Annotated in this window: 20 protein-coding genes and 1 pseudogene; 4 read left to right on the top strand and 17 right to left on the bottom strand. The window is 69.4% G+C overall.

The genetic code is table 11. From position 1 onward, the window contains the following. The first annotated feature begins 28 nt into the window (after window positions 1-28). Together VSH64_RS09375 and VSH64_RS09370 are read left to right on the top strand one after the other, a co-directional pair. Window positions 29-1078 carry a zinc-binding dehydrogenase gene (locus VSH64_RS09375; protein ID WP_326835123.1) on the top strand — a complete coding sequence of 350 codons (1050 nt, stop codon included), beginning with the start codon at window positions 29-31 and terminating at the stop codon, window positions 1076-1078. A gap of 308 nt (window positions 1079-1386) precedes the next feature. Then, on the top strand, window positions 1387-2775 hold the full coding sequence (locus VSH64_RS09370; RefSeq protein WP_326835122.1) for an FAD-binding oxidoreductase: 1389 nt from the start codon (window positions 1387-1389) through the stop codon (window positions 2773-2775). A gap of 16 nt (window positions 2776-2791) precedes the next feature. Here VSH64_RS09370 and VSH64_RS09365 read toward each other — a convergent pair whose 3' ends face one another. Then, complete coding sequence (locus tag VSH64_RS09365) at window positions 2792-3163, bottom strand: MerR family transcriptional regulator (RefSeq protein WP_326835121.1); 372 nt, start codon at window positions 3161-3163, stop codon at window positions 2792-2794. A 132-nt stretch (window positions 3164-3295) separates the two neighbouring features. Here VSH64_RS09365 and VSH64_RS09360 point away from each other — a divergent pair, with 132 nt between their 5' ends. Together VSH64_RS09360 and eccCa are read left to right on the top strand one after the other, a co-directional pair. Then, on the top strand, window positions 3296-4018 hold the full coding sequence (locus VSH64_RS09360) for an SDR family oxidoreductase (RefSeq protein WP_326835120.1): 723 nt from the start codon (window positions 3296-3298) through the stop codon (window positions 4016-4018). 341 nt (window positions 4019-4359) lie between these two features. Beyond that, window positions 4360-8367, top strand: a complete 4008-nt coding sequence (gene eccCa / locus VSH64_RS09355; RefSeq protein ID WP_326835119.1) for a type VII secretion protein EccCa — start codon at window positions 4360-4362, stop codon at window positions 8365-8367. Window positions 8368-8435: 68 nt separating this feature from the next. Here eccCa and VSH64_RS09350 read toward each other — a convergent pair whose 3' ends face one another. The 16 genes and pseudogenes from VSH64_RS09350 to VSH64_RS09275 form a co-directional block, all read right to left on the bottom strand. Continuing rightward, complete coding sequence (locus VSH64_RS09350) at window positions 8436-9416, bottom strand: NAD-dependent epimerase/dehydratase family protein (RefSeq protein WP_326835118.1); 981 nt, start codon at window positions 9414-9416, stop codon at window positions 8436-8438. Window positions 9417-9497: 81 nt separating this feature from the next. After that, on the bottom strand, window positions 9498-10319 hold the full coding sequence (locus tag VSH64_RS09345) for an alpha/beta fold hydrolase (RefSeq protein ID WP_326835117.1): 822 nt from the start codon (window positions 10317-10319) through the stop codon (window positions 9498-9500). An 82-nt stretch (window positions 10320-10401) separates the two neighbouring features. Next, window positions 10402-10899, bottom strand: coding sequence for a MarR family winged helix-turn-helix transcriptional regulator (locus tag VSH64_RS09340; protein WP_326835116.1), 498 nt, complete (start codon window positions 10897-10899; stop codon window positions 10402-10404). Further along, window positions 10896-11078, bottom strand: a complete 183-nt coding sequence (locus VSH64_RS09335) for a hypothetical protein (protein WP_326835115.1) — start codon at window positions 11076-11078, stop codon at window positions 10896-10898. The genes VSH64_RS09340 and VSH64_RS09335 overlap by 4 nt, the downstream gene beginning before the upstream one ends. Before the next feature lie 68 nt (window positions 11079-11146). Further along, window positions 11147-12586 (bottom strand): dihydrolipoyl dehydrogenase family protein, encoded by a 1440-nt coding sequence (locus tag VSH64_RS09330; protein ID WP_326835114.1) that lies wholly within the window; start codon window positions 12584-12586, stop codon window positions 11147-11149. 1 nt (window position 12587) lies between these two features. Further along, window positions 12588-13148: a hypothetical protein gene (locus tag VSH64_RS09325; RefSeq protein ID WP_326835113.1), complete on the bottom strand. Its 561-nt coding sequence runs from the start codon at window positions 13146-13148 to the stop codon at window positions 12588-12590. A 469-nt stretch (window positions 13149-13617) separates the two neighbouring features. Beyond that, window positions 13618-14322 (bottom strand): alpha/beta fold hydrolase, encoded by a 705-nt coding sequence (locus VSH64_RS09320; protein ID WP_326835112.1) that lies wholly within the window; start codon window positions 14320-14322, stop codon window positions 13618-13620. A gap of 219 nt (window positions 14323-14541) precedes the next feature. Continuing rightward, a complete protein-coding gene (locus VSH64_RS09315; protein ID WP_326835111.1) occupies window positions 14542-16863 on the bottom strand; it encodes a hydantoinase B/oxoprolinase family protein in 2322 nt (773 codons plus the stop codon). An 11-nt stretch (window positions 16864-16874) separates the two neighbouring features. After that, the gene (locus tag VSH64_RS09310; protein WP_326835110.1) at window positions 16875-18977 is read right to left on the bottom strand and encodes a hydantoinase/oxoprolinase family protein; all 2103 of its coding nucleotides are present in this window, start codon (window positions 18975-18977) and stop codon (window positions 16875-16877) included. Between the two features lie 21 nt (window positions 18978-18998). Next, window positions 18999-20542: pseudogene (locus VSH64_RS48485) on the bottom strand (FAD-dependent monooxygenase); the annotation flags it as partial. Between the two features lie 83 nt (window positions 20543-20625). Next, on the bottom strand, window positions 20626-21420 hold the full coding sequence (locus tag VSH64_RS09295) for an alpha/beta fold hydrolase (RefSeq protein ID WP_326835109.1): 795 nt from the start codon (window positions 21418-21420) through the stop codon (window positions 20626-20628). Continuing rightward, window positions 21421-21687: a cysteine hydrolase family protein gene (locus VSH64_RS48480; RefSeq protein WP_407655639.1), complete on the bottom strand. Its 267-nt coding sequence runs from the start codon at window positions 21685-21687 to the stop codon at window positions 21421-21423. Next, entirely contained in the window at window positions 21684-23015 is a 1332-nt protein-coding gene (locus tag VSH64_RS09290) for an MFS transporter (protein ID WP_326835108.1), read from the bottom strand. The genes VSH64_RS48480 and VSH64_RS09290 overlap by 4 nt, the downstream gene beginning before the upstream one ends. A 409-nt stretch (window positions 23016-23424) precedes the next feature. Then, window positions 23425-24189: a 3-hydroxybutyrate dehydrogenase gene (locus tag VSH64_RS09285; protein WP_326835107.1), complete on the bottom strand. Its 765-nt coding sequence runs from the start codon at window positions 24187-24189 to the stop codon at window positions 23425-23427. Further along, the gene (locus tag VSH64_RS09280) at window positions 24186-25055 is read right to left on the bottom strand and encodes a VOC family protein (RefSeq protein ID WP_326835106.1); all 870 of its coding nucleotides are present in this window, start codon (window positions 25053-25055) and stop codon (window positions 24186-24188) included. Before VSH64_RS09280 ends, VSH64_RS09285 begins: the two co-directional genes overlap by 4 nt. Before the next feature lie 5 nt (window positions 25056-25060). Beyond that, the gene (locus tag VSH64_RS09275) at window positions 25061-25876 is read right to left on the bottom strand and encodes an alpha/beta fold hydrolase (RefSeq protein WP_326835105.1); all 816 of its coding nucleotides are present in this window, start codon (window positions 25874-25876) and stop codon (window positions 25061-25063) included. Window positions 25877-25952: the final 76 nt, after the last annotated feature.

Here is a 25952-nt window from a genome sequence, read left to right as displayed (position 1 = left end):
ACCAGTATATCTACCGTGAGGCTCGACCATGGGCAAGACTGAGACGATGCGCGCCGTACGGATCACGAAGCACGGCGGTCCCGAGGTTCTCGAGCTGGCGGAGGTGGCCGTCCCGGCCCCGCAGGCAGGAGAGGTCCTGGTCCGGATCAGTGCGGTGGCCCTGAACAACACCGATCTGTGGACCCGCGAAGGGGCCTACGGCCGGCCGGGGGACGCGACGGCATTGTCGGGCTGGCGAGGCCCGATCGACTTCCCCCGGATCCAGGGTGCCGACGTCGCGGGCCGGGTGGTGGCGATCGGCGCGGGCGCGGACGAGAGCCTCATCGGCCGCCGCGTCATCGTCGACCCGGCGATCTACGACAGTGAAGCGGCGGATGCGAACCCGGTGGGGCTGATGGGGAGTGAGCGCGACGGCGGATACGCCGAGTACGTCACCGCCCCCGCCGAACGCGTCCACGATGTGACGGAGTCACCGCTCACGGACGATCAGCTCGCGACGCTGCCGACCGCTTACGGCACGGCACTGGGCATGATCGAGCGAGGTCGGTTGACGACGGGCGAGACCGTGCTGGTCTCGGGAGCGTCCGGCGGTGTCGGCCTGGCGCTGGTCCAGATCGCCCGCGCCCGCGGCGCGAAAGTGCTCGCGATCAGCAGCGGACGCAAGATCGATCAGGTGCGCGAGGCCGGCGCACACGCGGTCCTCGACCGCGCTGGAGATGTCACCGGACAGATCCGCGCAGCAGCCCCGGAGGGGATCGACGTCGCGCTCGACGTCGTCGCCGGGGCGCTGGTGAGTGACGGACTGCCGCTGTTGCGCGAAGGTGGCCGGTGGGTCGTCGCGGGTGCCCTGGGCGGGTACGACGTGTCCCTGGACATCCGCCGGCTCTACTTGCACAACGCGCAGGTGATCGGTTCCGCGATGCACACCCCCGCGCATTTCGGCCTTCTCGTGGACCTCGCCCGTCAGGCCGCGATCAATCCCGTGATCGCCGCGACGTTCCCCTTGTCGCACGCGGCGCAGGCACAGGCGCGACTGGCTCGCCGGGACCACGTGGGAAAGATCGTCCTGCATCCATGAGGGGCGCTCACCTCGGCATGACACGGGAAGACCTCCGCTCCGCCTGAACCAACCTGGGGCGCAAGGAAAGACGGTACCTGCACACTCCGCGGACAAATCCGTGGCGACAGACAGACAATGCGGCGAGTGCAGTCACAGAATTTCCATGGCCACCGTTGCGGGCGGCGAACCCTGCGAGCGTCCCCATCCGAAGCGCAGTCACGCCGGCTCGCCACAGCAGACCGTCGGACTTGCTAGAGTGAGCATTACATACAGAGACAGAACGTTCTGTGCCCGGCACCCAACTCGCTCCTCGCTGGAGGAAGTTCATGCCCCACAGTCTCGAAGAGACGCAGTCCATCGCCGCCGCACACCGCGCGTTGCGCACTCACCTGCCCGCCGAGCAGGTACACGTTTCCGGCCCTGCCTACGCCGACAGCGTCGCCTTGTGGAACGGCGCCGTGAAGCATCTCCCCGCCGTCGTGCTGACGTGCACCTCCCCCGAGGACGTGGCACTCGGCGTGCGCACCGCGCGTGAGTTCGGCATTCCGCTCTCGGTCCGCGGCCGGGGGCACGACTACGCCGGCCGAGCCCTGGCCGACGGCGGCTTGACGCTGGATCTGAGGCCGATGCACGACGTCCGGGTCGACCCCGGGGCCCGGACCGCTGAGGTCGGTGGTGGCGCGTCTGCCAACGACCTGCTGGCCGCGGCCAACGAGCACGACCTGGTGGCAGCGACCGGCACGATCGGAACGGTCGGGGTCGCCGGACTCACCCTCGGCGGCGGCTACGGACCCCTGGCCGGCCGGGTCGGCCTCGCCGCGGACAACCTGCTGTCCGCCGAACTGGTCACGGCCGACGGGACGGTCGTGCGCACCGACGAGCACCACGATCCGGACCTGTTGTGGGCGTTGCGCGGCGGTGGCGGCAATTTCGGGGTCGTCACCTCGATGACCGTGCGGCTGCACGATGGGCCGACGGTGGTGACCGGTTTGGTGCTGTACCCGTGGAACCAGGCCAGGCAGGTACTCGGCCGGGTTCGCGACGCACAGCAGGACTCCCCCGACAGCCTGACGATCCAGGTCGCCGCGGTCGCCGCACCGGACGGCTCACCCGCGTTGCTGGTGCTTCCGACCTGGTCGGGCGATGTCCCGACCGGCACGAACCCGTCGGGACCCGTGATGGCGCTGGCTCGACTGGGCGATCCCCTGATCGCCCAGCTGGATGCCGCGCGCTACGCGGACACGATCGCCGGCCGGGACGCGATGTTCCCCGACGGCAGGCACGTCACCATCCGGACCCGCTCGGTGCCCGAACTCGGCGAGGACGTGATCGACATCGTCGACCGGTTCGGCGGCCGGCTGCCGACGCCGATGTCCGGGATCACCCTGCACCACTTCCACGGCGCCGCCACCAGGCCCACCCCCGACGACACCGCGTTCGTGCTGCGCAGGCCGCACCTCATGACCGAGATCATCGGCATCTGGCCGGCCGAGGAAACCGGCGAGCACGTCCGCAGCTGGGCCGACGCGACCTCCGCGGCGCTGGCCGAGCACGCCTTCCCAGGCGGATACGCCAACCTCCTCGGGCCGGAAGCGACCGACCAGATCCCCCACATCTACGGAGACAACCTGGCCCGCCTGCAACGAATCAAGGCCGCGGTGGATCCGGAGGGCGTCTTCTCGGCAACGCCGTTGCCGATGACCGAACCGGCCTGACCGGATAACCGGAATCTCAGCCGAGCGAGGACCGGCAGTTTTCCGGGTCCGAGTCCTTGCAGATTCCGATCAGCGTATCGAGTCTGCGACCCGCCTCGCGCAACTGCGTGATCCGTTCCGTGATGCGCGCGCGTTCGTCGGTCAGCTGTTCCAGCATTTCGGGCGGGACGACACCGGTGTCGATACAGGGCAGGAAAGACGCGATCACCCGGCTGCTCAGCCCTGCCGTGTAGAGCTCTTGGATGAGCCTGAGACGGTCCGCCGCGGAATCGGGATACACGCGCTGGCCGCCCGCCGTGCGCTCGGACTGCAGCAGGCCCTGCTCCTCGTAATAGCGCACGGCGCGGGTACTGACGTCGGCTCGCGCGGCGAGCTCTCCGATGCGCACGGCAACTCCCGTCGTTCCGTTTCCCGACCGGAACCATGACCCAGATCACCGGTCGGAAACCTTGTACTTAACGTCAACGTCAACTTTTACCCTGACGAAGGGCGGTTCACCAGCCAGCGAAAGGGAACAGTCATGGACATCACCGGAACCACGGCCCTGGTCACGGGAGCCAACCGCGGGATCGGGCTCCAGTACGTCAACGAACTGCTGGCCCGCGGAGTCGCGAAGGTCTACGCGACGGCTCGGCGTCCGGATTTGATCGACACCTCGGATCGGCGGGTGACGCCGCTGCACCTGGACCTGCTCGACGAGAAGTCGATCGCCGAGGCAGCGGCCGTCGCGACGGACGTCACCTTGATCGTCAACAACGCCGGCATCACCACCGGCGCGGACCTCGTCACCGGGGACCTCGACAAGATCCGCCTGGACATGGAGACGCACTTCTTCGGCACGCTGAGAGTGATCCGCGCGTTCGCGCCGGTGCTCGCCGCCCACGGTGGCGGCGCGATCATCAACGTGATGTCGGTGCTTTCCTGGTTCGCCAACGAGGGAACCGGGTCCTACTCGGCGGCGAAAGCCGCGGAGTGGAACATGACCAACGGGGTGCGCGCGGAGCTGGCCGGCCAGGGAACCCTGGTCCAGGGGGTGCACCTCGGCGCCGCGGACACCGACATCATGGCCGGACGCGACGTGCCGAAGATCGACCCGGCGAAGGTGGCTCGTGCCAGTCTCGACGGCCTCCGGGCCGGCAGCGTCGAGGTGCTGGTCGACGAACCGAGCCGCATCGTCAAGGCGATGCTCTCCGCGCCGCTCGGAGCGCCGCCCACCGCGTCGGATGCGCGAGCTGTGCGGTGAACTGCTCGCGCGCGGCCGTGCTCACGGCCCGGTCGCGCGCGGCGATTTCCCTTGGCTGCGCGTCTGTGCCGCTCGGCAGCTGCGGATTCCCGCTCATCGTGGACCCTTCCTGTCCCCAGTAGACGGAACCGGTGTCCTTGTCGCCGCGCACGACTCCCTGTACGACAAGGTCATTGGTGTTGACGTCCGCTCGTCCTCCCGCTAGCTTGCCAGTGTAATGAACGTTCTATACACCGGCGTGGTGCCGTGGTCGCTGGACGACCCCGCCTCCTCCCCCGTTGACGCGGTGAGCCGGACAGTCCGCTCCCCCATCCCGAGAAATCTGCGAAGGATTCCGTTCGGTGAGCACGATTCAGTTCAAGAGGCCGCCTCGGCTGGGGACGCCGCGCCCACCGGGCGGCGAGGTGCACCTCGAGCCGCCGCCCGAAGTGCCCCGGGTAATTCCCGGGAGCATCGTGCTGAAGGTGCTTCCGGTCGTCATGATCGTCGCCTCGCTGGGTTTGCTGGTCTTCTCGTTCACCGCCGGCGGCGGGAACCCGTTGACGATCACTTTGGGTGCCACGACTCTCCTCGGCACGGTGGGAATGGCTGCCGGTGGTGGCCGAGGTGGTGGCCAGAAAAAGGCCGAGATGGACGAGGATCGCAAGGATTACCTGCGTTACCTCGGTCAGATGCGTGACCGGGCTCGTGAGGCGATGGTCGATCAGCGTGCGGCGTTGGAGTGGGTGCACCCCGACCCGCAGTCGTTGTGGTCGCTGGCGGCCAGTCGCCGTATGTGGGAGCGCCGCCAGAACGATCAGGATTTCCTGCACCTGCGTGTCGGGCGCAGTTCCCACCGTCTGGCGACGCGGTTGGTGCCGCCGCAGACCGGGCCGGTCGACGAGCTGGAGCCGATTGCCACTCTCGCGTTGCGCCGGTTCGTGCGGGCGCATTCGATCGTGCCGGATCTGCCCACGCAGATCACTCTGCGCGGGTTCGCGGCGGTGAGCATGCAGGGCGAGCGTTCGCTCACGCGTGCCCTGACGCGGGCGATGCTCGCGCAGCTGGTCGCGTTCCACAGCCCGGATGATGTGATGATCGCGATCGCGACGGCGGGGCGTGCGAAGCAGGAGTGGGAGTGGGCGAAGTGGCTGCCGCATGTGCAGCACCCCACGATGTCCGACGGCATCGGGCAGTTGCGGATGATGGCCGGCTCGCTGGCCCAGATCGAGCAGTGGCTGGATGAGGAGCTGCGGGACCGTCAGCGGTTCTCCCGTAACGCCACCCCGGCGCCGGACCAGCCCCACGTCGTGATCATCATCGACGACGCCGAAGTCACCCGGGAAGAGCAGATCATCCTGGAGGAGGGTCTGGTCGGGGTCACGCTGATCGACCTGTCCGATTCGCTGGGCAACCTCTCCGCCCGCCGCGGTCTGCGCCTGGTGGCCGAGCCCGACCGCCTCGGTGCGCGCAGCGCCGGCGGGGTCGAGTGGTTCGGCCGCCCGGACACGCTGTCGGTGGTCGAGGCCGAGGCACTGGCCCGGCTGCTCTCGCCCTACCGCGTCGGTGGCGGTGGCGGCACCGAAGCGAACGATGACGAGCCGTTGCTGTCCAACCCCACGCTGCTGGAGCTGCTCGGGATCCCGGGCGACCCGATGACCTTCGATGTGCAGGGCGCCTGGCGTCCGCGCCCGGTCCGCGACCGCTACCGGGTGCCGTTCGGGGTCGGTGAGTACGGGCAGGCCGTGGAGCTGGACATCAAGGAAGCGGCGATGGAAGGCATGGGCCCGCACGGCCTGTGCATCGGGGCGACCGGGTCGGGTAAGTCGGAGTTCCTGCGCACCCTGGTGCTGGGTTTGCTGGCCACGCACTCGAGCACGTCGCTGAACATGATCCTGGTCGACTTCAAGGGTGGCGCGACGTTCCTGGGGTTGGACAAGGCCCCGCACGTGGCGGCCACGATCACCAACCTCGCCGGTGACCTCACCCTGGTCGACCGGATGAAGGACGCCATCGCCGGTGAGGTGTCGCGGCGCCAGGAAGTGCTGGCCAAGGGCAACTACAAAAACGTGTGGGACTACGAGAAGGCCCGGGAGAACGGCGCCGACCTCGACCCGCTGCCGGCGTTGTTCATCTGCATCGACGAGTTCTCCGAAATGCTGACGGCGAAGCCGGACTTCATCGACATCTTCCTCCAGATCGGGCGGGTGGGCCGCTCGCTGCAGATGCACATGCTGCTCGCGTCCCAGCGCCTGGAAGAGGGCAAGCTGCGCGGTCTGGACACCTACCTGTCCTACCGGATCGGCCTGAAAACCTTCTCCGCCGCGGAGTCACGCGCGGCGATCGGCGTGCCGGACGCGTTCGAGCTCCCGTCGATCCCGGGGTCGGGGTATCTCAAGTACGACACGTCCACGATGGTGCGGTTCAAGGCCTCCTACGTGTCCGGCCCCTACCGGCCCGCGGGGATCAAGGCCGCGGGCCCGGTGTCCACGGTGGTGCGCGCGGACAAACGCCCGCAGATGTTCGTCCCGGACTATGTCGAGCTGCCGCCCGAGCCGGAACCGGAGCTCGAACCGGTGGAAGAGGTCGCCAAACCCAAGGAGACCGAGGAGGCGACCGAACCGAGTGAGCTGGAGGTGATGGTCGACCGGTTCATCGGCCAGGGCCCGCCCGCGCACGAGGTGTGGCTGCCGCCGTTGGACGAATCCAACTCCCTGGACACGATGCTGCCCAACCTCAACCCCACCGACGACCGGGGCCTGTCCCCGGTCGGGTTCTTCGGCAACGGGCGCCTGCAGGTCCCGCTGGGCATCGTCGACCGCCCGTTCGAGCAGCGCCGTGACCTGCTGTGGGCCGACTTCTCCGGCGCCGCCGGGCACGCGGTGATCGCCGGCGGCCCCCAGGCCGGCAAATCGACCATGCTCCGCACCCTGATCATGTCGATGGCGCTCACCCACACGCCGGAGGAAGTGCAGTTCTACGCCCTGGACCTCGGTGGCGGCACCCTGGCCGGTCTGGCCGACCTCCCGCACGTGGGTGGGGTGGCCGTGGCCCGGCGCGAGCCCGACAAGGCCCGCCGGATCGTGGCCGAGCTCACCACCCTGATGACTGAGCGCGAGGGCCGGTTCGGGGCGCTGGGCATCGACTCGATGACCGAGTTCCGCAACCGCAAACGCCGCGGCGAGATCACCCCCGAGCAGGACCCGTTCGGTGACGCGTTCCTGGTCGTGGACAACTGGCGCGCCATCCGCGACGACTTCGACGAACTCGAAGCCTCCATCACCCGCCTGGCCACCCAGGGCCTGTCCTACGGCATCCACGTCGTCATCACCGCCAACCGGTGGGCCGACCTGCGCCCGGCGATCAAGGACATGCTCGGCACCCGCTTCGAGCTGCGCCTGGGCGACCCGACCGAGTCCGACATCGACCGCCGCGTCGCGGTCAACGTGCCGGCCGGACGCCCCGGGCGTGGTCTGACCCGCGACAAGCTGCACATGCTCACCGGCCTGCCCCGCGTCGACGGCTCCAGCGACTCCGAGTCGCTGGCCGCCGGTGTGGCCGACGCGGTGGCGAAGATCCGTGGTGCCTGGCGCGGCCGCACCGCACCGCAGGTGCGCCTGCTGCCCGAGATGATCACCTACGACGACGTGTTGAAGATCGACACCAAGCGCAACACGAAACTGGTGCCCTTCGGCGTCAACGAGGACGACCTCAACCCGGTCTACCTCGACTTCGACGCCGACCCGCACTTCTTCGCCTTCGCCGACGGCGAATCGGGCAAAACGAACCTGCTGCGCCAGATCGGCCGCGGCATCGCCGAGCGCTACACCCCCCAAGAAGGGGTGATCCTGCTCGTCGACTACCGGCGCACCATGCTCGGCTTCCTCGAAGGCGACTCCCTGCTCGGCTACGCCGTCTCCGCCAACCAGCTCGACAGCATGGTCAAAGACGTCCACGGATCCATGACCCGCCGCCTGCCGGGTCCCGACGTCACCCAGGACCAGCTGCGCAACCGATCGTGGTGGACCGGGCCGGAGCTGTTCATCCTGGTCGACGACTACGACCTGGTCGCCACCCAATCATCCAACCCACTCAAGCCGCTGTCGGATTTCCTCGCCCAGGCCAAGGACGTCGGCCTGCACCTGATCATCGTCCGCCGCTCCGGTGGCGCCTCACGCGCCTCCTACGACCCGATCATCGGCAAGCTCAAGGAAATCGCGGCGCCGGGCATGGTCATGAACGGCTCCAAAGACGAGGGCGCGCTGATCGGCAACATCCGGCCGGCCGCCATGCCGCCGGGCCGGGGCATCATGCTCAGCCGCAAAAACGGCCGGCAGCTGCTGCAGGTGTCATGGATCCAGCCCGAGTGAGCCGCAAAGCCGCAACTCGTTGCCAGGCTGGGGATCCAGGCCACCCCTATCGATCGTCGGGCGCGAGCTCAGCCGAGGTGCGGGGAAGTCATTTCCGCGAGTCCCTGCGCGAGGTCTACACACGGGGCGTAGCCGAGGTCGCGTCGCGCGGCGGTGATGTCATAACTGCGGTCACGGCCCAAGAACGAGATCAGCCACCGGGTCAGTATCGGCGGTTGGGGCCGGCGCAGCAGTCGGGCGCCGCCTTCGAGCACGGCGGCCAGCGGCGCCGCGATCCGGAGTGGGACGCTGCCGGCTCGGCTCACGTCGACGCCCTGGGTGGCCAAGAGCGCGGTCATGAAGTCCCGGATCGGCATCGGAGTGGCGTCGGTGACGTAGTAGACGCCACCAGGTCGGCCCCGAGTCAGGGCGAGTTCGGCGGCAGCGACCAGGTTGCCGACGTGGATGAAGTCCATGACGTGGGAACCTCGATCGATCCACTTCCATCCGCCGGCTCGCGCGAGGTCGGCCAACTCCGTCGACGTCGCCATCCCGGCACCCCAGACGAACGGCGGGCGCACCACCACGGTGTCCATCGCGCGGGTACCCGCGGACAACAGAGCCTGCTCGGTGGCGAGCTTGACGCGGCTGTAGGCGAGGTTGGGACGGCCGTTGTCGGTGTCTTCGTCCACTATCGCCGCGCGCTGGCTGCCGGTGGAGACGCTGGCTGAGCTGATCAACACGAATCTGCCGACGCCGGCCGCGGCGGCCGCCTCGTGCAGTGCCACCGCGGGCACGAAGTTGTCGCGGCGAAATCCGGCATCGGGCCCCCAGAACTCCATCCGGCCGGCCGCGTGGATGACCGCATCGCATCCGGCCAGGACGGAGGCCCACTCGGGCCGGACAGCGCCGGGTACCAAGTCCGCCAGGTCCCCCATCACCGCATCGCCGGCGGCGGCCGTGATCAGCTCGGCGGCACGGTCTGAACGCGCCAACGCCAGCACCGCATGCCCCTCGCCGGTGACACGGCGCACCAGGTGTTGACCGACGAACCCACTTCCGCCTGTCACGAAGATCTTGATGATCGGCTCCTCTCGCCTCGAACAACGTGGCGCTCGGCCACCGGGCTTTCGCGATCAGGTTCGAAGTTTTTACGCGCAGCGCGCGAGGTGGGCGCGGACGTGTTTCAGCCACTCGTCGGGCCGCTCGACGTGGAGGCTGTGGCTCGAGCCGGCGCCTTCGACGAGGACGAACTCCGCGCCCGGGATCGCGACGGCAACCGCGCGGGACAGCCGGGGCGGGGTGAGGAGGTCCTGCGCGCCGACCAAGACGGTGGTCGGTCGGTCGATGCCGGGCAAGCGGTCGAGAGTGTCGTGGGCCAGGTCCGCGTCCCATTGCCGGACCACCGCTCGGATCTGCTCATCGGTCCGGGGAAACAGAGGCAGCACGGAAGCGATGCGCTGGTCGAACTCCGGGCTGTCGAGCAGCTCCGGTGAGAACGCCACGCCGAGGGCGGCGATTGCACCCGCGAGATCGCCGTGCTGCCAAGGGCACCGCAGTGCCGTGACGAGGCAGCGCTGGAACCCGTCGCCACGAGCCCACGTGCCGTAGAGCACCAGCGATGCCACCAGGTCGGGGCGGGCGAGCGCGAGCTCCTGGGCCACGGCGCTGCCCAGCGACCACCCGACCACGTGCACCGGGCCGGTACCGAGTTCCTCGAGCAGCGCGACGGCGTCCGCGGCGAGGGAGGCCATCGACACCGCTTCCGGGTACGCGGAGGACCCGCCCATGCCGCGGTGGTCGTACGCGATGACCTGGCGATCGACCGCGAGACCGTCGATGATCGCCGGCGTCCAGAGGCCGACCGACGCGGTCGTACCCGTCACGAGCAGGACCGGCTCACCCGGCAGGCGGGCGTCGCCGTGAACGTCGTAGAACAGATCGACGCCGTCGCCGAGGCTGTGGATGGGCATTCGAAAGACCTTTCCTCAGGAACGTTCATCTGGTTGTCCGGCTCGCACCTTCGCGAAGGCGTACGAGGGCGCGCTGTGCGGCCTAGCTGCCATCGCAGCCACTGCGGACGTTCCCGATCGCCGAGCCGAAGTGCTGAGCAGGTCCGGCGCTGCCGTTGAATCTCGCGAGGAGCCCGGCGAAAGTGCGAACGTCGTGCTCTGACCACGACTCGAGGATTTCGCCCAACCGCTTGCTGCGAAGGCGCTGGACCTCAGCGATCCGGCAGCGCCCCTTCTCGGTGAGAGTGACCGAAAACGCCCGGCCGTCGTCGGGATCCGGAAACCGCGTGATGAGGCCCAGCGTTTCCAGGGGCTGAAGATGGCGCGAGATGGTGGAAGGCGCCAGGCCGATCTGATCGGCCAGATCCGTCGCGCGATGCGGGCCGTGCTCGAACAGATGAGCCAGCAGCCCGTAGGCACCGGTCCGGAACTCGAGGGGCGTTTCCCGCCCACGCTGCCCCAGCGCGGCGGGATCCTGGCGGAAGAACACGGCGAATTCGCGGGCCAGGCCGGCGATCGCCATCTCGTCGTGAGTCATCATGACCGGCCCTCGTGATCGTCGTCCAGCGCGTCGGAGGTGCGCAGAGGCGCCTCCCGGATGAAGAGGGTGCACACGAACGCGACGAGCGCCGGCGGCACCCGGGCAAAGCCTGTCGGATCTGCGCGCGGGGTCATCGGCGTGGCCTCGGTGCGCGTGGCGACTGCGTCTTCGACAGTCATGAAGTCCTCCGTTGTTCCCCTCCGGACCTCGCCGAGCACCGAGACCAGCCATCAGTGAGCCCGACCGGTCATCGGCCGTACGCCTCCAGCAGCCGCAGCCAGACCTCGCTGACGGTGGGGAACGCCGGGACCGCGTGCCACAGCCGGTCCACCGGTACTTCTCCGGCCACCGCGATCGTCGCGGCGTGCAGCAGTTCCGCGACGTCGGGGCCGGCCAGGGTGAAGCCGACGATCACTTTCCGGTCCTCGTCGACGACCATGCGCGCGGACCCGCGGTATCCCTCGCCGTGCAGAGAAGAACCAGCGGTGGCGGCGAGGTCGTAGTCGACGACGCGGATCCGCAGTCCGGCCGCCTCGGCGGCGGCCGCGGTGAGCCCCACCGACGCGATCTCCGGTTCGGTGAAGATCACCTGGGGCACCGCGCGTTCGTCGGCTGTGGCCACGTGCCGGCCCCACGGGCCGTCCTCGACGTCTTGGCCCTTCGCGCGCGCCACGATGACGTCCCCGACCGCGCGGGCCTGGTACTTGCCCTGGTGAGTCAGCAGCACGCGCCGGTTGACGTCCCCGGCCGCGTACAGCCACCCTCCGTCGATCGCGGTCCCGTTCTCGTCGACAACGCGCAGCGTGTCGTCGACCGTGAGCCAGGAACCCGGCTTCAGCCCGATCCGGTCCAGACCGAGGTCCTGGGTGTTCGGCGTCCGGCCGATCGCGACGAGGAGTTCGTCGGCTTCGACCTGCTCGCCGTCCGTCAGCGTGACGCGGACCGTGCCGCCGCCATCGCGCTCGACGGCTTCGGCTTCCGCACCCAGCCGCACCGACACACCGGCGTCCTGCAAGGACTCGGTGACCAACTCACCGACGAACGGCTCCGCGAACGGCAGCACACCGTCGCGCGCCAGCACCGTCACCGAGGCACCCAGACCGGCGAACGCGGTCGCCATCTCCGACGCGACCACGCCACCACCGATGATGGCCAGCCGGCCGGGAACCGTGCTCGTGGACACGGCCTCCCGACTCGTCCACGGAGTCGCCTCACGCAGACCGGCGATGTCCGGGACCAGCGCGGCGCTTCCGGTCGCGACGACGACCGCGTGCCGGGCCGTCAGCGTCGTCACGGCGCCGTCGGCGGCGGTCACCTCGACGACCCGGGCGGCACTGATCCGGCCCTGTCCGCGGTAGAGCGGAACTCCGACCTGCTCGAGCCAGGAGGCCTGGCCGTCGTCCTTCCAGTCCGAGGCGAAGGCGTCGCGGCGTCGGAACACCGCCGCCACGTCGAGGTCGCCGGTCACCGCCTCGCGGGCGCCCGGCACCTGCCGAGCCGCTCGAAGGACCGCACCGCTGCGCAGCAACGCTTTCGTCGGCATGCAGGCCCAGTACGAGCACTCTCCCCCGACGAGCTCCCGCTCGACGACGGCGGCGGTGAGGCCGCCCTGGACCACCCGGTCGGCGACGTTCTCCCCCACCGGCCCCGCACCGATGACCACGACGTCGTAGGAGTTCGTGTCCATTTCAGCGCTCCTTGGCGGCGCGGCCGAGGCGCAGCGCGGAGATGAGGAAGAAGATTCCGCCGAGCACCGCGTAACCGGCCACAGTGGACAGGGAGGGGTTCGCACCGCCCGCTCCGATGATGAAGTTGGCACCGGCCAGCACGGAGATTCCCCCGCTGAGGATCATCGGCCACTGACCACCCATCTTGCGGCGCACGACCGCCACGATCAGCTGCACGAGACCGGCGACGATCGCCCACGCGCCCCACACCCGCAGCACCGCCGGCACCCCCGAGGCGCTGCCGATGGCCACGCCGACGGTGGCGAGCAGGCTGATCACGATGTTCACGTACAGCCCGCGAGCCGACCCGGTGGCGCGGGAAGAGCGGGAGTCCACCACCGCTGCGGCCACGTCGAACAGGGGGTACAGGACCACCAGGGCGATACCGACCGGCGGAAGGCCCGACTTGGTGGTGACGAACAGCAGGATCGCCCAGACGATGGCGAAGGCGAACCGGACGAAGTACAGGCGGCGCAGCGCCGGAGCGAACCCGGTTGCCGCGGGTGAGTCGACAGTGGACACGGTGATCCCTTCAAGATCGTGGTGAAGCGGAAAAAGTGTGTGGTCCGAAAATCGGGGACGGCGTGGTTCGGCCCGCGCCCTGCGACACTCCGACCGCGGCGATCACGGCGGTGCCGACGGACAAGAGCCCGCACGAACTCGAGTGCGACGAGCCGCAGCCGTGCCTCCCCCGGGCAGTCCGAACGAGACCGAACGTTCTACCCAAGATAAGCATGGCGGCTCAAGATCTCCGTGTCAAGACCGAACGTTCTATCTACCGAAAAGATCGCCTGACTCCGGCGAATCCGAGACAAACAGCCCGCGGCGCGGTCCCAGCTGCTCGACGCGGCGGACCAAACACTTCTCCACACAGGGATTCACGTGCAGGACACGACACTTACCTGTATGTAACGATCATTCTACACGGTCAAGGCGCGGACCGCAGAGAGGCCTGCGTCATCCGCCGGGTGATCGCGAGTCGCTCCGAGCGCTACTCCGACCCGTGCACGCGCAGGGCTTTCGCCACGTCGTCCGGGTGCGTGAGGATCGTTTCGTGGGTGCCCGGAAGGAGAATCGGTTCCACCCCGACACGGGCGGCCAGCTCGGCACCGGGTGCGGCCAGCGCCTGATCCTTCTCGGCGAGCAGGTAGGTGATCGGCACGTCCCCGAAGTCCACTGTGTCCAGCGCGTCGAGCAGGTAGCCCCCGGGTTGCGGGACCAGCAGGTCGTGAACGAGCCGCTGGACGTTCTCCGGCTCGTCCTGCATCAGGGACTGGCGGAAGGACTCGAAGTCCACGGCGACGGTGTGGTCCGGGGACGCGGCGATCGTCGAGCGCAGGAAGCCGCCGACTTCCGGGCCCATCGCGTCGGCCATCGACTCACCGGCACGCGGGACGAACGCGCTGACGAAGACGATCCTGCGCAGCCGACCGCCCAGTCGCGGCACGGCGCCGGCGATCGGGACACCACCCCAGCTGTGGCCGACCAGCACGACGTCGGTGAGGTCCCGGCGCTCGATCTCGGTGACGAGGTGCGTCACCGCGTCGGCCAAGCGCAGTTCGCGCGCGTCGTCGCCGGCAGCGAGGCCCGGCAGGGTCAGTGCGACACCTCGGTGGCCGGTCCCGGCCACCCGCTGCGCCACCGGGGTCCACGACCATCCGCCGTGCCAGGCCCCCGGAACGAAAACGTAGTTCACCAGCGACTCTCCTGTTCGTACCCACTGGACAGAGACATGGCCACACCTGAACAACAGCGCCGATTTCACGTAGACCGCGGCCGGCGCGCGGCGTCCCCCTCATCGAGGAGAACGAGTCCCATTCCGCGATGCTGCGCGCCCAGATCGAGACGTCTCCCGCGGTTCCACGGCACGGAGCCGCCGACCCGCGTTCTCCTCCGGCTGAATGAACGACGGCCGTCAAGCCCAGCCCCGGTAGTCGTCTTCGGGCAGGGGGTGATCGACGGGGACGACGCGAGAGTGGACCGCGGTCAGGCACCCCGGGCAGTACAGCTGCCGGAAGACCACCTCGGCGTCGACGTACGCCGAGGGATCGTGCCAGATGTGGGGACCGGCCTCGGCCGGGAACGAGTCACGACGGGCCAGCCCGGCGACGAACCCCTTGCCCGCCAACGGACCGATCCGCGTGCCGCACTGAACGCACACCACCGTCCGCCCCTCCGGTGACTCCACCACGCCGAGGTTGTCGTCGAGCCGACGCACCTGCGCCAAGTCCGGTGCGCCGATCGGCGTCAGCTGCGGGGCGGGGACACCGGCACCGGACGCCCTTCGCCGCCGAAGCTTGGCGCGAGTCTCGTCGGTCGCGGTCACGTCCACCTCGCCGTCATACCGGAGCACGACGCCGTAGACGGAGCGGGCGGCGTCCGCCGAGACCCGGGCCTGCCGCACGTCGTCACGCACGTTCCCGGCCTGCCGGAGCAAGGGATCGCCGTACCCGCCGCCGGCCTGCCAGTGGAGGTAGAGGGCGTCGCCGGGGCCGAGGTCCGACTCCCCTTCGCAGGGCAGCACCTCGATGTCCCCGCCCAGCTCGCCCAGGTCGGCGGGGATGGTGACCGCCTGGGCGAGCTGGGGTTCGCCGATCCCGCGCACGACCAGGTCGAGCTGGGAGTTGCCCGGATGACCACCGGCCAGTCCGACGTTCTGGTTCGTGGCCTTGCCGGTTCCGGAGACGACCAGCGACATAGTCCCCTTCTGGTCCGGGTGCTGCACGTAGCAGACCGAGCCGCTCATCCCGCCGCGCTGCCGGCCCGGCCCGCCGGAATCGGTCTGCTCGCGGCGCCACAGGGCCACCAGGGGGTAGAGGTACTCGGTCATCTCGACATCCGGTGCCCGCGCGGCGGGGATGATGAGCCGGCCACCGGTGTCGACGCCGTCGTGGTGCACCTGGGCTCCGTAGCCGCCGGCCATCACGTCGAAGATCGGCGAGACGAAGCCCTTGCTCCCGCCTCCGCGAACGTCCACTCCGGACACCACGCACAGATCGGTGGTGCCGTTGCAGATCGACTGCACGTCGCCGCGGTGGTCGGGTTCCGCATCGAGCATCTTGGCGAGCACCTCGGCCACCAGGTTGCCCGACCCCCACGCCGGCCCGAACGGTCCCTTCCCGACCGCAGCCGGGAAAGACGCGTTGGTGATGGTGTCCTCGTCGGTGATGATCTCGAAGCAGCGCATCAGACCGCCGGCGGCCCAGGGGATGTCCCCGGCCAGCAGGGGCAGCATCGTGAAGACGATCCCGGCACGCAGTCCCGGGTAGGGACAGTTGATGACGCCGGTCTGCTCGGCGGTTCCGCGGAAGTCGAAGACCAGCCGGTCGGTCTCCTTGGTCATCGCCACCTTGATCCGGTGCAGACCGCGGTCACCGGTCCGCGACTGCTCCTGGTACCCCACCGCGGTCCAGGTGCCGTCGGGCAGGGTCTCCAGTTTGGCGCGCAGCCGGCGCTCGGCGTCGTCCATCATCCGGCGCATGACGATCTTGACGGTGTCCGCGCCGTACTTGGCGATGAGCCGCAGGATCTGCTCGGCCGCGTTCTTGTTGGCGGCGATCTTGGCCCGCAGATCGAGACCCACCAGGTGCGGGAGTCGCGACCGGCGGACCCAGGCGTCGGCGACGTCGCGCTGCAGCACTCCACCGCGGACCACCTTCATCGGCGGCGTCGGGACCGCCTCGCCGAACACGTCCTGCGCCGACGGGCTGAAGGAGCCCGGCCGCGGCCCGCCCAGATCGACCTGGTGCGCGATGGCGGTCGTCCAGCCGAACAGCTTGCCGTCGTGGAAGATCGGCGCCAGGATCGCGGCGTCGTTCTGGTGCAGCCCGCCGCCGATCCACGGGTCGTTGCACAGGAACATGTCACCCTCGGCGATGCCGGGGTTGTCGCTGCGGTTGCGCAGGGTCCACACGATGGCGAGGTCCATGGAGCCGATCAGGCCGATGTTGTAGCTGCCGACCTGGACCTGCTCACCGAGCTCGTCGCAGATCGAGAAGTTGAAGTCGTTGGACTCGGTGACCACGTGCGAGCCCGACATCCGCCGCAGCGTCTCCCCCATCTCCTGGGTGATCGCCCACAACCGGTGCCGGACGACCTCGTAGGTCAGGGCATCGACGTCCGCGTGCGCGTCGTCGACCTGGTGCAGCGGGAGCTCGGGGGAGATCTGCCGCAGCAACTCCTCGCGAGGCATCGGCCGGCTCGTGAACTCGTCCGCCCCGGGGATCCTGGATTTCATCGAAGCTGTCCTCACTGGTAGCTCAACACGAGATTGCCGAGGTGGTCGACGCGGCCGGTGACGCCGGCGGGCACGACGACCACGGTGGTCGGCACGTCGACGATCGCCGGCCCGACGAGCTCGTGCCCGGCACGCAGCCGCGCGTAGTCGTAGACGGGGGTCGGGGCGAAGCCGATCTGCGAGTCGAGGCAGACCGAGCGTTCCCCGAGAAGCGCCTCCGCGGGGTCGGGGCCCGGGGCTCGCGGTACCTCCGGCAAGCGGACCGGGAAGCCGAGGCTCGCTTGAGCGCGGGCGCGGTAGGTGATCGCTTGAACGCCGGCCTCGCGGTAACCGGCGCCGCTGCCGTTGATGCGCTCGTACTGCTCCTCGAAGCGCTCGAGGATTTCCTCACCGGTGCGTTCGGTGAACTCGGTGTCCGGCACGGTCGTCGCGAGCTCGGTGACCTGCATCGAATAACGCAGGTCGACCTCGCGCTGCAGGGTCACGTCGTGGAACTTCACCTTCTGCCGGTCGAGCGCGCGCTGCAGGTCGGCCTCGAGCCGGGAGTAGTGCGTTTCGAGCACCGTGTGGTCGACCGGGAACGACGACGGGTCGGAGAGCTCCGCACTCAGCACGACGTCCGAGGCGGCCAGCCCGTATGCCGAGAAGGCCGAGGCGACGGGACCGAGCGGCACGACGACCTCGCTCACCCCGAGGTCCTGGCAGTAGCCGGCGCAGTGGGCCGGGCCGGCACCGCCGAAGGCGTAGGCCACGAAATCGCGCGGGTCGTAACCGGCCTGCACCACCGCCCGGCGCAGGAGGTCTCCCGCCTGTGCGTTCTGCACCTCGTGGATCGCGATGGCGGCTTCCTCCACGGTGAGGCCGAGCGGCTCGGCCACGTGCTCGCGGATCGCTTCCCGCGCCAGGTCCATCCGGAGCGGTTTGCGGCCACCGAGCAACCCGCGTTCGCTCAGAATCCCGAGCACCAGGTTGGCATCGGTGTTCGTGGGCCGAGTGCCGCCGTCTCCATAACAAGCGGGGCCGGGAACGGCCTCGGCGCTCTGCGGGCCGAGCCGCAGGTTGCCGCCGGCGTCCACGGACGCCAGCGCCCCGCCACCCGAACCGATCGTGTGCACGCGGATGGTCGCCGCGTTGATCGGGAACTGGTTCACGATCGACCCCGGCGCCATGACCGGCTCGCCGTCGACGATCAGCCCGGCCAGGAACGTGGTGCCGCCGACGTCGGTGGTGATCACGTTGCGGTGCCCGAGCTGCTCGGCCAGGCGTTTCCCGCCGATGACGCCGCCCGACAGGACCGAACCGACCGTGGTGATCGCGTGCTCGGGCGCCCGGTCCGCGGTGATCGTGCCGCCCTCGCTCTGCATCACCAGCAGGGGCCCTTTGAGCCCGCCTTCCTCCAGCTGCTTCTGCAGCGGGAGCAGGTAGGTGCGCAGCCGCGGCCCCACCTGCGCGTTCATGATCGTGGTGGAGGTGCGCGCGAACTCCCGGATGCGGGGGCTGACCTCCGAGGAGATCGTGACGTACAGGTCCGGAGCGATCTCGTGGACCAGCTCGCGCACGCGCCGCTCGTGGGCCGGGTTCTTGAACGACCACAGCAGGCACACGGCGATCGCCTCGACTCCCTGGCTCACCAGGGACCGGGCGGCTCGCCGGACTTCGTCCTCGTCCAGCGGCACCAGAACCCTGCCGGTGTAGTCGATGCGCTCGGTGACCTCGAGAGCCCGGTACTTCGGGAGCAGCGGCTCGGGCTTGCGCCGGCGAAGCGTGTCCTGGATCTCGTGGGCCGACCTCCCGAGGGTGCGCCCCTCGGCGTTCATGATGTAGATCGCGTCCCGATGCCCCTTGGTGGCGATGAGCCCGACCTCGGCCACCGACCCCTGGACGAGGGCGTTGATCGACGCGGTCGTGCCGTGGGCGATGAAGTCGGTCTGCGAGAGCAGATCGCCGACGCCGAGGCCGAGCTCACCCGCGAGGTCCTCGATCGCGCGCATCACGCCGACCTCGCGGTTCGGCGGAGTCGTCGGCGTCTTGGCCGACACGATCCGGCCGGCCCCGTCGGAGGCGACCGCGTCGGTGAACGTGCCGCCGACGTCGATGCCCAGTGCGTATGGCATGGTGCGTTCTCCAGGTGATCGTTATCGCTGGCGGGCGGTGACGCGCCCGGTGACTGTCCGCAGGAGCTCGCCGGGGTGAGCGTCCGCACCGCCCATCCAGGCGACGTGCTGATCCGGGCGAACGAGAAGGAGTGCGGCCGGGTAGCGGTCCGGCCACCGCTCGGGCAGATCGACCACGGTGAGCGGAATCCCGAGCGATCGGGCCGTGTCCACCCACGGCGCGACGTCGATTCCGGGGTCCGTCCGCACCAACGTTAAGTCGGGTCCGAGCACGTCGAGCACCGACCGGCCGTCGTCGAGCCAGACGTGGGGCAGCCGGAACCCGGGCCGCGCTCGTTCCCGGAAGCCGCCCATGGTGATGGCGGTCCGGTCCTCGCCGCCGACGACCAAGGGCGATGCGGCGTAGTGGTAACCGAAGCTGAAGCCGTCGGGCGAGTACCGGCGCGGTTCCGTGGTGGCGAGCCGTTCGGCGAATTCGGCGCGGGCACGCTCACCGGCCGGGCCCGCCAGGTGGATGTCGGTCGAGACGTCCGCGAACGACGTTCGCGCCTGTGCGCCCACCGCGCCGGCGAACTGCTCCCCCACCGGCTTGCGCTCGAGCTCGTACGCGGCCAGAAGGTCCGGCGGCGCCCAGCCGTGGTGGACCGCCGCGAGCATCCAGCCCAGCGCCGCCGCGTCCTGGATGCCGGCGTTCATCCCGAACCCGCCGACCGGAATCCAGATGTGGGCGGCGTCCCCGGCGAGGAACACCCGGCCGTGGCCGTACCGCTCGGCGACCAGCCTGCGGCCGGTCCAGCGCACCACGCCGAGCACCTCGTGCTCGACCGGGCCGCCCACCGCTTCCCGCAGGAGCTGTTCGGGGTCCTCGTTTTCCGTGTCGTGCCCCGGTGGGAACGCGACGTGGTTGAGCCACAACGAATCCCCGTCGATCGCGATCAGCGAAGCGATCCGGTTTCCGTAGGTCCAATAAGTCCACGCGCGGTGCTGTGAGGCCAGCCGGCCCAGCTCGGGCGAGCGGACGAACGTCGACACGAACTGCTGGATCGCGTCGACACCCTCGTACCGGATGCCGAGCCCGCGGCGGACGGTGCTGTGGGCACCGTCGCAGCCGACCACGTAGGCACAGCGCAGCGTGCGCCGAGTCCCCCGGTCTCCACGACCGCCTCGACGTGGTCCTCGTGCTGCAGCACCTCGACCAACCGGGTGCCGCGGTCGAGCCTCAGCCCGGGAAGTCCTCGCGCGTGCCGCTCCAGAATGGGTTCCAGGTACAGCTGCGAAATCCGGTGCTGCGGTTCCGGCGTCGGCCACCCTTCCCGACCGGCACCGGCGAGCACCTCGCCGGACGACGGCAGGTCGATGCGGAAGATCTCCTCGCCGCGCAGGGTCGTCCGGTACTGGATCGACGTCGGGTACTCCTCGGGCAACCCGGCCCGCCGGACGTCGTCGGCGAGCCCGAGGCGGCGGAAGATCTCCATCGACCGAGCGGATGTGGTGTTGCAGCGGGGGTTCACGCCCCGCTCGTCGGTTGCCTCGACGACGCGGCACGGCACACCGCGCCGCGCGAGGTCGATCGCGAGGGTCAAGCCGGCGGGTCCGGCGCCGACGATCAGAACGTCGACCCGATCCTCACGACTGGTGCGCTGTTCTTTCATGCGCTCAGGAACTCCCCGATCAGGCTGCAGAACTCGTCCGGCCGGTCGACGTGGATCCAGTGCCCGGCGCCCGCCACCACCTCGAGACGGCCGTGAGGCAGCCGCTCGACCAGCCGTCGCGAGACCTCGACCGGTGAGACCCGGTCGCGTTTCCCGTGCAGGGCGAGAACCGGGTTGCGGATCCGGGCCGGATCCACGGCCGAAGGTCCGTCGGCGACCTCGGCGAACATCGACCGGAACGCTTCCTCGGCCCCCGGACGCCGGGCCTGCTTCAGCCGGCGGTCGGCGAGGTCGTCGAGGAGCTCCCCGTGCGCGCTCTCGTCCGCGACCAGCCGCGCCAAGACCGCCCGCATGGAGGCCTTCGTCGGCTGGTCGTAGAAGGGAACCGTGCGCGGCAGCGGTCCGGTACCCGCGCCGCCCATCAGCACCGCACGACCGATTCGCTCGGGCGCTCGGGCCAGAAGGGCCAGTGCCGCGGCACCGCCCGCGGCCGAGTTGCCCACGAGGTGCACGCGATCCAGGGCGTGGCGGTCGAGCAGCTCGAGAACCTGCCCGGCGCGGGCCCGCGCCCAAGCAACCGGCCCGCGGAGCGCACCGATGCCCGTGGCGCCGGCGGAGAGCTCGGTGCCGAAGCCGAGCAGGTCGGGGGCCAGGCACCGGAACTCCGCCGAAATCCGGGAATGCACCGATGCCCAGTTGCTCTGGGCATCGACACCCGGGCCGCCGCCGTGGAGCAGTACGAGCGCAGTGGTCCCGCTTGACCGCGCGACGTCCTCCGTTGTGGCCGACACCTACCGCCTCCTGTCCGGTCGTGCGCTTGCCGCTGCCGCAATCACCGGAGAGCGGAATCCGCGCTCCGATGCGCCGGCCGCCGTTCCCAGCACACAGCATTCGCTCGTCATCCCGGTGGGGACAACAGTCTCCCCGCCGAGTCCACGAAGGATCATCGCCAAGTCGGTGGCGTAGAAGGAGTTGTAGCGGTGCTTCTCGACCACCGGCTCACCCGCCCGCGGCCTCCGGAGATTGTGCGTGCCGGACTGGCGGATGTGCCGGGTCATGCTTCCGCCGCCGCGCTCTTCACCGGGCCAGGCTCGGCGACGGAACCGGCCGCATCGCGAGGCCCGCGCCCGAACCGGGACAGGAGGATCGTCGCGAGGGCGCCGATCAAGCCCGGGATCGCGAAGATCCGGAACATCGAACCGGGTGCCCAGCCGTCTTCCAGCAGCACGCCGGCGAGCAACGGCGCCAGAACGGCACCCAGCCGGCTCACGGCGACGGCCAGGCCGAGCGCCGTTGCCCGGGCCTCGGCCGGGTAGGTGGTCGGGACGATCACGGTGATGCCGGAAACCGTGCCGTTGAGGAAGAGCCCGACGAGAACCGCCACGACCAGCGCACTGGCCAGGGTGCCGAGCGACATGGAGAAGAGGACGAGCGCTGCGGCGCCGACGGCGAAATACACCGCGGTCAGCCGGCGAACGGGAATCCGGGACACCAGCAGCGCCAGCACCACCGCGCCCGTCACCCCACCGAGACTGAACAGAACGCCACCGCTGATGCCCTGCTGGTTGGACATCCCGGCCTGCAGCAACAGGGTGGGCGTCCACGAACTCGCGAAGTAGAACATCAACTGTGCCGCGGTGAACGCGACCCAGACCAGCACCGTCCGAACGGCGTTGCTCCCGCGGAACAACGATTCGAGCGCGACCTTGCGCGACGCGGACGCCGACTTCGTGGCCGGCAGCTCGTCCACCGGAGAATGCCCGATCGCCACGAGTGTCCGGTTGAACCGGGCCAACGCCTGACGGGGGCGGCGCGCGACGAGGTAGTCCATGGACTCGGGCAGAAAGCGCAGCCCGACCACGAAGAGGATCGCGGTGGCGACACTCCCGAACACGAAAACCGATCTCCAGCCGAACGAACCCACCAGAACACTCGACGCGAGACCCGCGATGACGGAACCCAGGCCGTACCCGGTCGTGATCAGCGCGACGACCAGCCCCCGACGCCGGTTGTTCGCGTACTCCGAGGTGAGCACCGGCAGGCTGGCCGCCATCGCCCCCACGGCCGCGCCGGTCACCAGGCGGCACACGAGCAGCTGGGTGAAGTCCTGCGCAACCGACGCGGCGAGCATGCCCAGCGAGGCCAGCACGAGACAGCTGAGAGTGAGGCGACGCCGCCCGACGCGGTCAGCGAGCGGAGCCAGGAAAAGCGCTCCGAAGGCCATTCCGGCCAGCCCGCCGCTGAGGAGCACCCCGACCACCGACGGGGACAGGTGCCACTCCCGGGTGATCGTCGGGCCGACGAAGGAGGTGACCAGGAGATCGAACCCGTCGATGAGGTTCATCACCAGGCACAGCACGACCGCCCTGACTTGAGTCCGACTCATCGGTGAAGCCTTGACCTGTTCGAGAACGTTCACGGGAACCTCGCTTCATTGCGACGGTCGGCTGAGCGCCGGGAATGGTGCGAACTGGCTCGGGGACGCGGTGAGCGCGGGCAATCCATCGTCTGTATGTAGCGTTCACTCTACAACGTGCCCGGCGCCTTGGCTACCGAGCAGGTGCTCCCTTCACGGAGGTCGGGTCATGCCGAGAATCCACAGAGGACTGTGGGCCGGCACCCAGGAAGACAATGAATCTGGCGCGACCGACGACGCTCTGAAGCCCGGCAGAACGTTCAGTTCACTGTCACGCTAACCAGCGATCGCAACCCGAGTCAAGACCGAACGTTCTATCTCATTGGCCAAGTGCTGAGAGACACGGCCGTCGACCATCACGAACCGGCCGAGAACGGGGTCACGATGCGCTCCAACCCCCGTCGAGGGTCAGCTCGGTACCGGTGACCGACGCTGCCTCGGGTGAGCACAGGAACGCTACCGCGCCCGCGACCTCGTCGGGCTCGATCAGGCGCTTCACCGCCGATCGCGCCAGCAATACCCGGGAGAGCACTTCGTCCTGGCTCAACCCGTGCAGTTCCGCCTGGCCCGCCAATTGGCTCTCGACCAGCGGCGTTCGCACATACGCCGGGCACACGCAGTTGCTGGTGACCCCGTTGCTCGCGCCCTCCACGGCGATGACCTTGGAGAGCCCCAGAAGGCCGTGCTTGGCGGTGACGTAGGCGGATTTGTACGCGCTGGCCCGGAGACCGTGGACGCTGGCGAGGTGAACGATCCGCCCCCACCCACGTTCGTACATGTGCGGAAGGACCGCGCGGCTGAGCAGGAACGGCGCCTCCAGCATCAGGCGCAGCATGAACGCGAAGCGCTCCGGCGCGAACTGGTCGATCGGCGCGAGGTGCTGGACACCGGCGTTGTTCACCAGGATGTCGGCTTCGAACCGCCGTCCGGCCAGTTCGGCGGTGTCGCTCAAGTCGATCACCAGGGGCTCGCCGCCGATCTGCTCGGCGGTCCGTGCCACTCCCTCGGCGTCGATGTCGCACACCACCACGTGCGCGCCGAGTCCGGCCAGCCGAGTCGCGACGGCCGCGCCGATCCCGCTCGCCGCACCGGTGACGATGGCGCGGCGAGCGGAGAGATCAGGCCCGTGAAGGGCGCTCGTCACGGCTGCGCCTGAGCGAACGGATTGGCATTCGTGTGGTGGTGACCCCACACGTTCGGCACCCCGAAGTCGTGCGGGACCCAGTCCTCCCCCACCTCGATGCCGCCGCACCCGATCTCGAGGTGGAACCCGCTGGGGTTCTGGACGTAGAACGAGATGGCCTTGTCGTTCATGTGCCGGCCGAGGCTGATCGAGATCGGCGCGTCGTTGGCCTTCGCCCGGTCGTACGCTCGCCCGACGTCGTCGATCGAGGCGTGGTCGAACTCGAGGTGGTGGATGGACGGTTCCTCCGCACTCGCGAGAGCGATGCTGTGGTGCGTCGAGTTGCAGCGGAGGAAGAACAGGCTGGGGGCGCGGTAATCGGTCAGTTTGAACTCGAGCACCGACTCGTAGAGCTCACGCAACTCGGCGACCTTGGGGCTGGCCAGCACCAGGTGCCCCAGGCCCGTGGTGCCGGGCTGCCCGCCCACGGGGCGCGCGACGCCGGTGCGGGCCTTGGCCTCACCGACCGCCAGCTCCACGCGGTAACCGACCGGGTCGGTGAACCAGCGCAGGTGCGTGGCTCCGCGCAACTCCTTCTCGTCCGGGGTTCCCTCCACGACGCTGAAGCCGGCGTCCGCGAGTCGTCGGGCGAGCCGGTCGAGTTCACTCGGCGAATCGACGATCCACCCCACTTCTCGCGGGGTGTCCACAGTGGAGCGGTACAGCGCCACGCGGTACTTGAACTCGTCGAGCTCCGCCAGCACGACCTCTTCGGTACCGGACTTCGCCTGGGTGACACCGATCCCCAGGGTGCGCCCGAGCAGATCGATCCACGCGTCGACGTCGGTCACGTTCAGTCCGACGTACCCCAATTTCCTGATACCCACGCTGGTCATCCCTTCCCCGCAGCGGCCGCGCCGCCTCGCAGGAACTCGCGGACGAGGTGATTGAACTCGGGCGCCCGCTCGTACTGGACCCAGTGCCGGCAGTTCGGCAGCACTCGCAGCTCCGCGTCGCGGATACCCGTCAGGATCCTGGACGCCCAAGTGAGAGGAACAGTTTGGTCCTCACGGCCCCACACGAGCAGCGTGGGCGCCTCGACGAGACCCAGGTCGGGAGTCAGGTCACCGAAGTTCGGGGGGATCGGCAGCTCGGGGTGAGCCCGCAGGCTCGACTCGTACCGCTCGTCGATGAGCGCTTCGGTCGCCAGGCTCTCGTCGAAAACCATGAGCCGCACGAACTCCGCCATGGCGTCACGGGAAGGCGTCTCGGCAGCCATGTAGCCGAAGAGCCGCTCGAGCCCCACCGGCCACGGCGGCGCGTCCGCGGGCAGCACGCCGCCGGGCGCCATGAGGACGAGCCGGTCCACGCGCTCCGGGTGCCGCATCGCGATCCGCATCGCCACGGCGCCACCGTAGGAATTGCCGACCAGGTGAGCCCGCTCGATCCCGAGGGCGGTCATCGCCCGGCACACGCGCTCGGCGGCATGGAAGATCAACGGCTCGTCCAGCGCGGGGCGAGGAGAGTCGCCCCAGCCCGGCAGATCGACGACGATGTTGCGGTAGTCGCCGAAGGCGGGCAGGTTCCCGCCGAAGTTGCTCATCCCGGTGGCGCCCGGTCCCGAACCGTGCAGCCACACGACCGGGCTGCCCGTGCCGACCTCGGCGTAGGCCAGCTGCGTGTCTCCGACATCCAAGGTGCTCGTCACTGAAACTTCCCGTCCTGTGTATGTAACGCTCACTATACAGATTCGGGTACGGCGAACAAGGTCGGATTGCTTGAGC

It is taken from the genome of Amycolatopsis rhabdoformis, assembly GCF_035918295.1.
In the GTDB taxonomy this organism is placed as follows: domain Bacteria; phylum Actinomycetota; class Actinomycetes; order Mycobacteriales; family Pseudonocardiaceae; genus Amycolatopsis; species Amycolatopsis rhabdoformis.
The sequence above is the reverse complement of the archived record's forward strand: the minus strand, read 5'-3'. Positions and strand labels throughout refer to the sequence as shown.